The organism is Colwellia sp. NW0002-52-1 (assembly GCF_057550865.1).
This window is the reverse complement of the sequence record NZ_BAAJLU010000036.1, coordinates 1-13945: the sequence shown is the minus strand read 5'-3', so window position 1 is coordinate 13945 and position 13945 is coordinate 1. Positions and strand designations below refer to the sequence as shown.

At 37.0% G+C, this 13945-nt stretch carries 6 protein-coding genes; 5 read left to right on the top strand and 1 reads right to left on the bottom strand.

The window, feature by feature from the left end:
- The first annotated feature begins 196 nt into the window (after positions 1–196).
- The 5 genes from AC27H3_RS17805 to AC27H3_RS17785 all read left to right on the top strand — a co-directional run bounded on the left by AC27H3_RS17805 (position 197) and on the right by AC27H3_RS17785 (position 12773).
- Complete coding sequence (locus tag AC27H3_RS17805) at positions 197–8248, top strand: SpvB/TcaC N-terminal domain-containing protein (protein WP_487108066.1); 8052 nt, start codon at positions 197–199, stop codon at positions 8246–8248.
- A gap of 32 nt (positions 8249–8280) precedes the next feature.
- Positions 8281–8838 carry a hypothetical protein gene (locus tag AC27H3_RS17800; RefSeq protein ID WP_487108065.1) on the top strand — a complete coding sequence of 186 codons (558 nt, stop codon included), beginning with the start codon at positions 8281–8283 and terminating at the stop codon, positions 8836–8838.
- 385 nt (positions 8839–9223) lie between these two features.
- Positions 9224–10306 carry a hypothetical protein gene (locus AC27H3_RS17795; RefSeq protein ID WP_487108064.1) on the top strand — a complete coding sequence of 361 codons (1083 nt, stop codon included), beginning with the start codon at positions 9224–9226 and terminating at the stop codon, positions 10304–10306.
- Positions 10306–10767, top strand: a complete 462-nt coding sequence (locus tag AC27H3_RS17790) for a three component ABC system middle component (RefSeq protein WP_487108063.1) — start codon at positions 10306–10308, stop codon at positions 10765–10767. The genes AC27H3_RS17795 and AC27H3_RS17790 overlap by 1 nt, the downstream gene beginning before the upstream one ends.
- Positions 10764–12773, top strand: a complete 2010-nt coding sequence (locus AC27H3_RS17785; RefSeq protein WP_487108062.1) for a DUF3732 domain-containing protein — start codon at positions 10764–10766, stop codon at positions 12771–12773. The genes AC27H3_RS17790 and AC27H3_RS17785 overlap by 4 nt, the downstream gene beginning before the upstream one ends.
- Before the next feature lie 615 nt (positions 12774–13388).
- Here the strand turns inward: AC27H3_RS17785 and AC27H3_RS17780 are convergent.
- The coding region (locus AC27H3_RS17780) for a hypothetical protein (RefSeq protein ID WP_487108061.1) at positions 13389–13945 on the bottom strand (557 nt) is incomplete at its 5' end.

Sequence of the window (13945 nt, the reverse complement as noted above, 5' to 3'; positions counted from 1 at the left end):
CGCAGCCAGTACAGCGACAAAATACCAACTACAAGAAAGTGTTAACAATGGTTCATGGACAACATTAACCAGTACAGCAACCGCAACGAGCTATAACCGAACGGGCCGCAGCAATGGCAGCTATAAATATCAAGTTCGAGCATATAACACCTCCGGTTGGGGAGCCTATCGTTCATCTGTAAGCGTGGTGGTTTTATTGCCACCGAGTCCGCCTAGCTCTCTTTCTGCTAGTGTTACTGATATTGATTCAGGGAATATAACGTTAAATTGGACGGTAAGCTCATCAGCAAAACAGTTTAATATTGACGTAAATAAAAACAATACTAATTGGGTTCGGGTTAAAACGGCATTAGCGAGTACAGAATTAGATTCTGGCCGTACTATCCCAGTGACTATGTATTTATTAGCTGGTCTTGGTAATGGAAGTTATCAATACAGAATACAATCATGTAATAGTTCAGGCTGTGGTAGCTGGAAGTCATCAAATACTGCAACCGTGTTACTGCCACCTGAATTGCCATCATCTATAATAGTGCCTTTAAATGAAGTTACTGATAAAAAGGTGGCTGTTTCATGGGCTAATGTTACTGGAGCAGACCGTTATGAGCTGCAGGAATCTAGTAATAACGGGACCAGCTGGACGACTTTAACGCCAGCAAACTCTGGCACACAATACATTAGAAATGATGGGAATTATAAATATAGAATAACAGCTTGTAATGCCTCAGGCTGTAATAACAGTTGGAAAACCTCAACTATTGTTACTGTTAAGTTAGGTAAGCCTGCTGCTGTAACTGCCATAACAATAGCTGGAGTCATTCTGGATGGTAGTGTTGAAGTTAGTTGGGTAAGTTCAACATTAGCAGTTGATTACAAAGTTTATAGAATTTCACAAAATCAACCTGACGGTCAAAACAACGCCGTGCTTGTTACCGACAGTAATAAAGCTGATTTACAGGTGATAGATATTAACCTTGATCAAGGCTGGTATAATTATCGTGTTGATGCCTGTAATTCCGCAGGCTGTACACCTAAATTTTCAAATGATGTAAACGTTATTCACGCGCCTTTTAACCCTACTTTTATAAGTTTACCGGGGAGTGAAGTAATAACCCCGTCTTATAATGTTACGTGGGGAGGTGGAAATCATGCGACATATTACAAACTACAAGAACGTAAAAAAACAGGGGATTCATGGCCTGCATGGCCAGATGAAAATGACAATGTTATTGAAGAAGACACCATCTTTAATGCGATAGGGTATTCAAATGGCGAGTATCAATATCGAATTAAAGCATGTAAAACAGAAATATGTGCTACTGAATATTTCACGTCATCAGAAACTGTCAGTGTTTATTTAGTCCCAGCGGCACCTACATCTATCACTGTTCCCTCTGATGTTACGTCAGGGCGTTTTTCAATCAGTTGGAGCATGCCTGATTTGGTCGATGAAAATGGCTACCACATACAAGAGAATGTAAATTTTACCGGCTGGAATGATATAGAGGAGCCAATTACAGGTACTAGCCATACTTTTGTTCGTAACGATGGTTATTATCAATACAGAGTTAAGGCCTCCAATCGTTCGGGTTACGGGCCTTATAGTACTGCTTCAGCTAGTGTAAACGTTGATTCATTCATACCTAGTGCTCCTACGATTAACGATGACGGTGTTCAATCGTCTGATTCTGTCGGCGCTATAATTGGCCACGGCGGCGTTTCTGGAGGTACAGCAAGTTATAGGATTCCCATTACATTGCCACCTGGTCGCCAAGGTATGCAGCCAAGCGTTTCACTTAACTATTCTTCAGGTGCTGGCAATGGTATTGCTGGTGTCGGTTGGTCATTATCAGCAGGAAGTGCTATTTCTCGTTGTGGTATGACTGTTGCTCAAGATGGTCTAGATCGCAATGTTACGTATAACGCATCGACAGATAAACTCTGTTTGAACGGTCAGCGTTTAGTCACAGAGAATGATGCCTATTATGGTACATCGGGTACTGTTTATCGCACTGAACTTGATAGTTTTGTTCGTGTTATCCAGTATGGCGATATTAACGCTGAAAATACGTATTTTTCGGTCGAGTATAAAAATAACTTAGTTAGTGAATTTGGTAATACAGCTATATCAATAAATTCGAATCAGGTGGCGGAAGGTCGCAGTGAAACTATTACTTGGGCAATTAGCAAAAGCCATGATCAAGCTGGAAACAATATTATTTATAATTATAATGCTATTGGTGAGGGTGAATATCAACTTGGCAGTATAGATTATACTGGTTTTGGAGATAATGCTGGTGATCGTCATATTACCTTTGGTTATAGTGATCGTATTAAACCCAGTACTTCATATCTAGCTGGAGGTAAATCGCGAAAAACACAGCGTTTAACGACGATTGAAACATCGTATATTGATGATGTAATTCGCCGATATACTTTGATCTACGGCGTACCAAGTGAAGCCTCATCACGAAGCCTGCTTCGCGCTATAAGAGAGTGTGATGGTGCCGATAATTGCTTACCTGAAACTACGTTTAATTGGCAAGAGCACTCTCCACAGTACGTATTTGAACCCTTAACCTATACCGACGAGACAGGTGAGCAAGTGCGCATCTCAGAAAATGCGACTTGGTTAAGAAATGCGCTCCCTCACGGTGATGTCAATGGAGACGGTGTAAGAGATTGGTCAGGCGTCTTTTTAAATGCAGAAGGTGAAAAAACAGGTGACTATCAAGACGACTTAATGACTTGCTACCGCACTGTTAATGCTTTTGAAGAAAAGTGTTTTGAAATTGATTTTAATTTTGATGGTAAAACAGACAGTATACGAAAATGGGATAATGAACTTCAAATAAAGTATAGCAATGGAGGTGATTGGTTTAATACTGGAATAACATGGGAAGATCCAAACTTTAATGATGAAATTTTAGGTTTTTATGATTTTAATGGTGACGGTTTCACTGATATTGCATTTAAACAAAGAGTGTTAGGTGATAACTCTAAGCTTTGGATTTATTATCACACCAATGATAATAACACCCCATTTAATAGTAATAATAAGCAACTTATAAAAACTTACCCTACTCCATTAACTTCAACTGGTGCTAAAACTTCTACACTGTTTCCAGATGCGATTAACATTCAAATTAATGGCGATATGGATGGTAATGGCACACAAGACTTTATGGTTTTTGATGAACGAGTGGTTGGTCAACATCCTCCTGGGCTACCTACACCAAACTACATAATACAACTGACGCCAAACCTTAATAATAGTGTTAGCACCACTATACGCGTAATAAACGATAGAATTGTTAACTGGAATTATAGTGCAGATTTTTTCTTTGATCTCAACGGTGACAATCTTCCTGATTGGTTAACGTACATCGATGACGGGTTGCACTATAGAATGAATAACGGTAGTGAATTTATCTCAACTTGGCAATCACTAAATATTACTCTACCGGTACGATATGGATTATACCAAACAGGAACAGAAGGTGAAGTAGAGCCTTATGCATATCCAGTTTTATCAAAAATCACTATGATGGACTATGACGGAGACGGACGAGAAGAATTGTTAATAGCAAGTGACAATGTGCTTGCTTCTAGCTGTTCCTTTATTCTTGATGCTATAAGTAGTAACTGGAAGTGTGATAATGATCTTTATACAGGTTTTACATGGGGAACTTACAATGTTATTCCTAGTCTGGACGATGTAGGTGGCTTATTACAAGATACGCCATCATATTATGAAACTTACTATGATTTTATTAAAACAGAAATCAACGCTTCTATACGTGATGACTCTGCAAGAACATTTTCGGCAATTTCTTTTACTGAAAGTATTGATGGTAGTATTGTCGTTGCTACTAGGCCAACTGGTATTATCGCATCAGCATCCCAAAGAGCAGTTTTAGATGTAACGGGAGATGGCTTACTTGATGTTGTTACCATATTTGGTTGTCGCTTTACTGAATGTGAATTTAACGGGCAAACACAAGGCCGAGAGAGTACCAACCAAGATGCTAACATACAAACAGGGCCTTATATAAATCGTAATTTAGGTGCTGCGGAAGAAGATGAGCGCTTTGCTGTTCAAGACACGTTAAAAGAAGTTATTGATGGCAAAGGTGCACTCCATCAATGGGTTTATAAACCATTGTCCAGTGACGAATACAATAAAGGGACAGAAGGTGATGTTAATTTCATTCCATTTTATGAAGTCAATCATGAAGCTTCTAGTGATGATACCGAGTATTTTTACTTTGCCTCAAGCATGAATGTGGTTGCAGAGTATCGTGTTAGTAATGGTCAAGGTGGCACTAACAATAGTAAATATCGTTATCGTGATGCGATGTACAACACGCAAGGTCGTGGCTTTCAGGGGTTTAAATCGATCATAGTAGAACAAGACAACTTTACAGAAGACAGTGACGAAGCGCATCGAGATATGGTTTCACGTACTGATTTTAGCCAAGAGTGGCCATTAACAGGAGTTATTGAGCAATCATGCACTTGGTTGGCATCAAATAGTATCGCCGTTATTAACGACAACCCTGAGTGTACGAATGTGCTTAGTCACAGTATTACTAATAGTGTCTATGATGAAAACACTTTCGCCACAGCGCATTTTGTTGCCATTGATGATACAACCGTAATTAACTATGATTTAGTTACAGGGTTGGAAATTGGTCGTCAAACTGCTAGCAAGACCTTTGATGGAATCGGGTATGGTAATGTTACAAGTCAAACGCAAGTATCTACCGATGAGTTTACAACATACACTACCCTTACCGAAATTAACTTTACACCTGATGATGCCAATTGGTGGTTAACAAAGTTTACTACTAGTACGGTAACTAATTCAGTTAGTGGCACACAAGCGACAACTGTAGAGTCAGATGCTGTGGCTGACAAAATTATTAATACAGTGGTCAATAGTTGGAAAACAGATTTACGTAAAGCTGAAAATGTCACGACAACAGGAGACGATGTAAGTTACGTTACGGCAACAGTTTATAATGCATATGGTTTACCGTCATCGGTTACCAAAACAGGTGATGTGCTTAATGGCATTAGTGACACTGAGGTTTCGGAAAGTAGAACTACTCACTACACCTATACAAATGCTGGGTTAGTAGCAGAAGCTGAAGGGTACTTTCCTTACCATGTTAGTGCCGTTAGCGGTAATGGTTTTACTGTCGCTACTACAGCGCAATATAATCCTCGTTTTGGTCAACCATCAGAAATCACCCAAGCATCTGGTGTTGTCGTTACCAATGAATATGACGGTTTTGGCCGCTTAGCCGATAGTCAAAAAATGACGGCACCCAAGCAATACATCCGCTATTATGATCCTGATGCGAATGCCCCAATAAATGCAGTTTATCGTGTTAGTACCATGAGCATTGGTATGCCGACGCAAAATGCATATATTGATGAGTTAGGGCGTACCATACGCACCACCATTGAAGGTTTTAATGGTGATTTAGTATATCAAGATCAAACTTTTGACAGTGTAGGGGAATTAATTACCACGCAGGGACCTTATTATGCTGAAGCCATTACTAAGCCGACTGTTAGTTATAGTAATTACGATGCATTAGGCCGTGTTGGCAAAAAAGAAACTTCACAAGCTAATGGCAGTACCTTAATCGCAACTTATAATTATCAAGGTTTAGTCACCCAAATTAATGCAAATAATTTGCTAATGTCACGTACTTATAATAGCTTGAATATGTTGATCAGCACCACCGATGCTATTGGCGGCATTACAAGCTATGCCTACGATGCTGCCAAAAACCCTATCACTATTGAAGATGCCAACGAAAATAAAATTACTGCAATTTACAACGCGCTAGGCCATAAAACTCAGGTTAATGACCCTAATCAAGGCGTGACACACTTTATTTATAATGCTTTTAGCGAGGTAGAAAAAGAGACGGATGCTAATAATGATGTTATTCGTTATGACAGAGATTTATTAGGTCGTTTGACACACCGTTTTGATACGGGCCATCAAAATGGCAACTCAAGCAGAGCAACAGTAACGGCAAGTTTTGTTTGGGATACTAAAACAATTGGCTTACTAACGAGTGAAAGTTACAGTAACGCAAACAGTACTGAGTTTTACTACGATGACTGGGCAAGGGCTACTGGCACAACGCTCACTATCGACGGTGCCACCTATGCAACGGAAAATGTTTGGGACAGTCATTATGATAGGCCAATAGGCCTTAAATACCCAAATGGTTTGCAGGTTCAATATCAATATAATGCGACAGGTTATCTTGAAAAAGAATTCGATCCAGCAGAAAACGGCATAATCTATCGTCAGATAACTGCTCAAGATGCTATGGGGAATATTGCTCAGGCCGACTTAGCTGATGCAAACCTTAGCGGTATTTATACCTACTCTGGCATTACTGGTCAAATGGAAAGTAGTAATGTCAGTAATAATGCCAGTAATATTCAGCACATTACTTACACATATGACGACTTTGGCAATTTAGACAAACAGACGAGTTATTTTAACTTACTGGGTGTGAGTACTGAGCATTATGGCTATGATGACTTGCAGCGTTTGGAATACTCAACTAGAAGCATTGATAACACCTCATTAACCATCAATTATGAATATGATGGTGTAGGTAACTTAACCTTAAAGAGTGACTACGCAAGTCAATATAACTATCAACCTACTCGCCCGAATGCCGTTGCGTCAGTGAGCAAAATAAACGGTGCAGGTACCATAAGCTTTGGTTACGATGGTAAAGGTAATATGACCTCAGGTGACGGCAGTACGCTAACTTATAATGTACATAATAAGCCGGTTGTTATTGCTAAGTCGGGTACGACAAGTCAATTGTTCTATGACGCTTCAGGTAGTCGTTATAAGCAAGTGGTTGCTGCAGGGGATACCACAAGAACAACGCATTATATTGGCAAGCATTATGAAGTGGAAGTTACCGCCAATGGCGTATCAAGCAATGACAAATGGCGAGCTTATATTAGTGACATCGCCATTGTTAGTCACGATAATAGTAGTGGTTTAGAAACGCGCTTTACCCATAGAGACCGTTTAGGTAGTGCAACAACTATTACCGATAAATGGGGGTATATTACCGCAAAGCGTAATTTCGACCCTTTCGGTAAGCCGCGTGGTGGTGATTACAGTGACTTAACGGCGTTGGCTGGTAGTGCAAAATTAGCGAATAACCCACTCGACAGTGAAATGTCAACTTACCGTGGCTTTACTGACCATGAACATTTAGACGAAGTAGAGCTCATTCATATGAACGGGCGGGTGTACGATTATAACCTTGGGCGTTTCTTGAGTGTTGACCCTGTAATTCAAGCAGATGGGAATAGCCAAGGTATTAATCCATATTCATATATTATGAATAACCCCTTAGCTGGCACAGATCCTACTGGATATGAAATTGAGATAATTATTACCTGCGGAGGTAATAATCCATGCGGACCCCAAAACGAAGATAGTTCTGGAGGAACTTCAAGTACTAGAAATAGAGATGGGGATTCAAATGGTTCGCCTACATCAAGAGGTAATGGGCCACAGGGAATGCCAAATAATGGGGCAAGGAACTCCATGCCTAGTCAAATTAAGAATGTTGATAATATTTCAGATTTAGGCTCTCAAGGGCAAATATCTCGTGATAGACAGAAAGATTATCCATCGGTTAATCCGTACCAGATACCTGATTATTCACAACCGATTCAGGCTCCTGATTCTGTGAAACAAGCGGCTGAGTTCTGTAATTCAATGCCATGTAATGATTTTAAAGGAATAGAATCCTCTTTATTCTTAGATGATTTACTAGGGCTAGGTTTGAAGTCTATTTTATTGGCTCCAATGCGAAGTCTTGGCAAGAATCCGGACAGTTTATTGCAACTAAATGAACATGGTGGTCTTAATCTATTCAAATGGGGATCATCAACTACCACTTCTCCCAATAATTGGAAGAGTGGTGATTTCATGTTGCACCTACCAAACAAAGGTAATCCTAAGGCTAATTGGAAACAGAATTCTGGTCATTTAAGGCAACAGATGAGGCGAGGTAAGCCGATATATGATTCTTATAGAGATCCAAAGACTGGAATGAGAATACCAACAGGAGGGCCGGGTAATAGTGGTCAATTCTTGAATGCTGAAAGAAAGCTACTAGAATCGCGTGGTTGGATATATGATAAAAAGATGGGCGCGTATACTCCTCCCTCTAATTGATTGAAATTAACTAATGCAAAGATATTGAAAATATGAGATTTGTTGAGGCAGTAAATAAGTACTTTTTGTTTTTGAAAAGTACTTATAACTTTAAAGTATTGACAATAAATGACTCCTACATTCGCTTTGAGAGTGCAAGAGTATTTATTAATATTCAAATTGATTCAGGTAGAACGTTTGAAATTAGTATTACATTAGGCGAGTTAAGCAAAAAGTATGAGAATTCAGAGAGAGCTTTTGGTTTAGATGAAATACTTAGGATGCAAAAAGTTAATGAAAATACATATATAAAAGCGACAAGTATTGATGCAATTGATTCATCTGCTGAAAGGTTGTCATTTCTATTACAGAAACATTGTAAAGAATTTTTGAAAGGATCTGAGTTAGAGTTCATGCGACTTTCTAAATATAGAGATTCACAATGTACAGCCTATGAAGAGAGAGTATATTTAGAGCAAAAAAGAAAGGAGGCTGAATTAGCGTGGAAAAATAAAAATTTCCAAAGTGTAGTAGATGCCTATCTAAGTATTGAAAACCATCTTTCACCAGCAGAAGTTAAAAAGCTATCATACTCAAAAACTAAGCTTTGAGTTATCTAAAAAATGGAATTATTAAGGAAAGAAAATGCTTAAAAAACTATTCTTCGCCTGTGTTTTGTTATCAAGGCGGGGAAGAGTTTTAGTTTGGTTTATAAGTTTGTTGCCAAAAAGATAAAGCTTATTAAAAAAGAGCGGTATTAAATATTGATAGATTAAGCCAGTGATAACTGGCTTTTTATTGGCTTGAAAACAGCATTTTTCGGCTGTCATGCTACTTGTTTAATATATAAGGTATGTTAGTCAATTAAGCCTCGCGTGCGGGGTTTTACTTTGTACTTCCACAAAATATGATGTACAACAAATGATTGTTAAATATTTTGTATTATAATAAACTTTTCATAGGGTTATATGAAAGTATTGAATTAAGGGAATGTAATTGGACAAGAAGTTAGCTCATGATGCTTCGACAAGTATTTCTGGTATTATTTATCAATACTATTTAGCGGTCGAATGGTGTTTTTCATTAAGTAGTAATCAATCATTATTTATAGAAAAAGATGGCGACTTAGCCATCCCAAATGAGGCTAATATTGAAGTTAAGCATTTTGCTGATCCGCTTACAGATGCCCACAAAAATATCTGGAATACGCTAGCAAACTGGCTAGACCCTAAATTTGATATTGTTAAATATCCTAAACTGATACTACTAACCACTCAAGCAATTGGGGTTAATAGTAAGCTCATTAATTGGAAAGATAAAAACTTAGAAGAGCGACTTGAAGTTATTGATGAAATCCTTTCTAGAAAGTCATTAAATGACAAACAAAAAAAAGTATTGTCATATCGACAAGATAATAGATTTAAAGAAATCATATCCAAATTTGAAATCTACGATAGTTCTTCCGTATTAGATGAAAAATACCATTTTTTAACTAATCAATATGGTAAAGGTGTCCCACCTACTAATAGAGGGAGGCTTTTAAATGGCATGATTGGTTGGTTTATATCACCAAATGTTATCGTTGAAAACCAGTGGGAAATTACAGAAAAAGATTTTTCTGATGAATTTGCCTTATTAAATGATAAGTTCAGTCAAAATACGCGACACTTCCCTAGAAAGCCTACATCAGACGATTTTATAGTAAAGTCATCCCCAAATAGTCTCTATCTGCAAAAGATTAGGGATATCGATTATTTGACCGAACTAGATCAAGCTCACAGTAACTATTGTGAAGCTTTAACAGTCGTAAAGGACGAATTTCAACACGGCACTCGCCAAGAATACTTTGATGACTACCAAGGAGAGGTAATTGAAGTTTTTAAAAGACGGTATAAAAGAGCTAGTAGAGAAGTAAGCAGTCCTATACTTGAATCTCAATATTTTTACGATGACATTTTAGGGGAAGAGGGACCTGAGTTTGAAACATATTCTAAGCGCCCGTACAGGTGGTTTAGGGATGGTGTATTGCATGTAAACATGAATGACTCAAGTGCAAAACTAAAATGGAAGCTTAAATAATGGCTAATGCGATACATCAATTGGGTGTTTTAAATCACAATCCATATTTACTTGCCCCTTTGTTACAAGTGTTTTATCAGCACTTAGAAGTTCAGCCTAAAAATATATTATTGAGCTACCTTGTTTTACCGCTGATATTCAGCCCTAATTCATTACAAAATCTTCAGCGTTTAGCTGGTGGTTCAACTTTAAACACCAAATTTAGTGCGCCATCTTCGGTAGAAGGTCTAGAGCAAAGGTTATTAGATTTTAAGGGGTTAACCAATCTATGTATGCTAGTGCTTAAAGAACAAGGCACAGTAACAATAAATACTGATTTATCTATTAAGTTTTTAAATTCACAAATGACAGTCTCTCATTGTAAAAAAGAGCAAGTCACAGCGGCAAAAAATTTAGCTAAATTAGTTACTCCATTCCTAGTTAGAGACTGTTTTAAAATTTTAAGGATAAAACAATTATGAAGCCATATGTTGCCTTCATCGGAGTCGTAGATAAAAGTGAACAGTGTCATTTTGTTCAATTTAAACAGGGACTAAATGTTGTTACAGGTAAATCATCCACAGGCAAGAGTGCATTAATCGAAATATTTGATTACTGTATGGCATCTTCAGAGTATACGATTCCTGTAGGGGTAATTACTAACAGCGCGAAACTGTATTTTACTATTTTTAAAAAGGGAAATGGTTATCTTGTTCTAGCTCGGAGACCAAAAGAGAAGAAAGGCTTCTATCATGAAGTATTAGAAGGGGAATTACCGTTTTCTGACGGGGAACTTAGCCTAAATGAGAATTGGTTCAATTTAGGTCATTTTATTGCTGGTGATTTATATAAAAAACGAATTGGTACTTTTTTTGGCTTGAATATTAGTGATATTGAAACGGATAAAGATGATCGTCAGTTTACTGGAAGAAGAAAACCATCTCCGAGTGTCAGAAGTTTTACATCATTCATGCTCCAGCACCAAAATTTAATTGCTAATAAACATGCTGTCTTTTATCGATTTGATGAAAAAGAAAAGCGGGAACAAGCAATAGAACATTTGAAAATATTTTTAGGATTTGTTGATCAGCAATATTTCTTAAGAAAGCAAGAATTGGTTGAGTTAGAGAAAAAGAAAAGGCGAATTGAGTTAGCGTTACCTAAAAAAAAGCAGCTAATAGAGCTAAAAGAATCTAAATTAGCCAGAAAATTTCAGGAATATCAAGCTTCAAGTGGTACTGTGCTTGTTGAATCAACTAGCAAAGCTGTTTTAAAAAATCCTACTTATTGGCTAGAAATTATAAAAAATAAACCTATTGAAATTGATGTTGAGTCAAAAGCTAATACGACACTAATTTCAGAGTTTGAGAAGCAAATTGCTAATGAAGTAACAACATTACGTAAACTTGAAAAAGAAGTTAGAAGTGTAGAGTCAACAATAGCAATTAGTACAAATTACTTTGAAAGTATTAGCGAAATTAATTATCCAGAAGCAATTACTGAATCAGCTACAGAGTGCCCTTTTTGTTTGACTACAACAGAGAAATTAGAGAATGAAGTTGATGAGTTAACGAATGCAATTAACTGGTTAAACGATGAGATCACTATTCAAAAACCGCAGCAGTTTGATTATCGCCCTAGGTTAGAGTCTTTAAATACAGATATTACTGCGCAACGAAAAGTAATTAAGAGTATCAGAGCTGAAAAGATGAAGATTCTTTCCGCTAATCAAGAGTTACAAAAAAGAGAAAATCTTAGAGATCAAATCATAAAAGCAAAGTTATCAGTTGAAATATATCTTGAAGAAATCATCAGTGAAGGAAATATTGAACAATCGGATGATGGGCTAGATAGCTTAAAAGAGAAAATATCCATATTGTATGGTGAGCTGAAGAAGTATTCTATTACTCAAAAAATACGTAATGCCGAAGATTTGCTAACCTCAACAATGAATTCAATTGGCAAAAACTTAGACTTTGAAGCGTTGTACAAAAAACCGTTAAATATGAACTTCTCATTAGAGTCTTTTGATATCTGGCTTGTAGCAAATAAAGAAAAGGTATATTTGAGATCGATGGGAAGCGGAGCTAATTGGTTATACTGTCACTTATCACTGTTTTTGGCATTTCAAAAACTATTTTGTTCATTAGGCGATAGCTGCGCTATTCCTCCTATTTTATTTATTGATCAACCGACCCAAGTTTACTTTCCAAATGTAACGAACGATACAGATGAAGATAAATTTGATGCTACAAAATTAGCTTCTTCTGAAAGAAAAAACAAGATTGATGATGATATAGAATGTGTTGAGAACTTCTTTAACGAGATTATTACTTTCTGCGAAAGTACTAAAAAAGAAACAGGGCATGAGCCGCAAGTTATAGTCACAGATCATGCTGACGATTTACAGTTATCCGAAGGAAGAAGCTTTGAAACTTATGTCAGAGCAAGATGGCGAAACAGAGGCTTCATTGCAGAAGAGTTATAACGTTAAAGTCTAAGTGAGTGAAAAGAGTTAATATATTTGCTCTCAAAGAAGCCAGCGGAAGCTGGTTTTTCTTCTTCTTGAAGGTGAAAAGTTGAAGATTTTTATCGCAAGCTCGATCAATTATTACTTAAAGTTTTACTATTAAAAATATATAAAATTAGCTTTTTAATCATGATGTTTTAATCGCAAAAATGAATTAATATTTTGTAAATTAACTCAATTCTACATCATGAATAATGGCGCTATATTTTAATGTTTATTTAATCGGGTTGGTAAAACTTAAATGGAATAGTGGTTTCAGCTAAATGCGCAACTGGTAACAGAGAAGCGCAATCTACGAGCATAGGTTACACTCCTATTTTACCACCTTTACATCTTAGTCTTTCCAAAAAACAAAATTAACTTTTCTTGAGATTTCCATTTAAGTTTTACCACTAATAATTAAATGGAAAATATCTTCAGCTTATTATAGTGATATTTACTTAGCCATTAATATCCTCTTTAATAATGCAATAGTAGCCGTTATTTAATTTAGCGTGCTCGCATTTACTAAAATATTTTCAATCTAAATAATGTCGCTTTTGTTGAGAAATGATCCGCACGTTTTTAAACTTTCTAGGTGGTACTCTCAACAATTTTAAACATACCATTAGCAATATTTTTTGAGTAGAGTGTGCCGAAATAAATTGGGTCAATTGATTTTGCTTCTGCAACACCATCTTCGTTTTGGTAATCGATAAAAGGAATATGGAATTCGTTAGTCACACAGCAAAGTAACTTGTCAATTTCAATGGCAAGGTCATTACGATTTTTGATTGGATATTGGTGAGTGAAAATTTGGAAAAATTGATTAAATGCCAATTGCTCAGCTTGGTTACATCGGCCTTTATTGTATCGTTTAATTTCAATTATGGTGATAAGCAACAATGCAGTTAAGCTATCAAGCGACTCGTTCTCATACAGACGTTGCTTTTGTGGTGCATAAGATTGTTTTAGTGGGTAGCTTTTGGTTTTGTTGCCTGAGCTTCTAATGATTCTTCTAACGATATACGGTAGTCGCTTCATTAGGCCATCAATGGCAGGGGCATCAAATGTTCGTGTCGCCAGTAAGGACCAAAATGGATGATTGAGTAGCTTAGTGGATTTATTCATCACTATCGGAAAAAGCTTAA

Excerpts from the sequence above, each read along its gene's own strand:
- AC27H3_RS17800 (WP_487108065.1), top strand. The coding sequence starts at position 8,281 with ATGAGATTTGTTGAGGCAGTAAATAAGTACTTTTTGTTTTTGAAAAGT.
- AC27H3_RS17790 (WP_487108063.1), top strand. The coding sequence starts at position 10,306 with ATGGCTAATGCGATACATCAATTGGGTGTTTTAAATCACAATCCATAT.
- AC27H3_RS17785 (WP_487108062.1), top strand. The coding sequence starts at position 10,764 with ATGAAGCCATATGTTGCCTTCATCGGAGTCGTAGATAAAAGTGAACAG.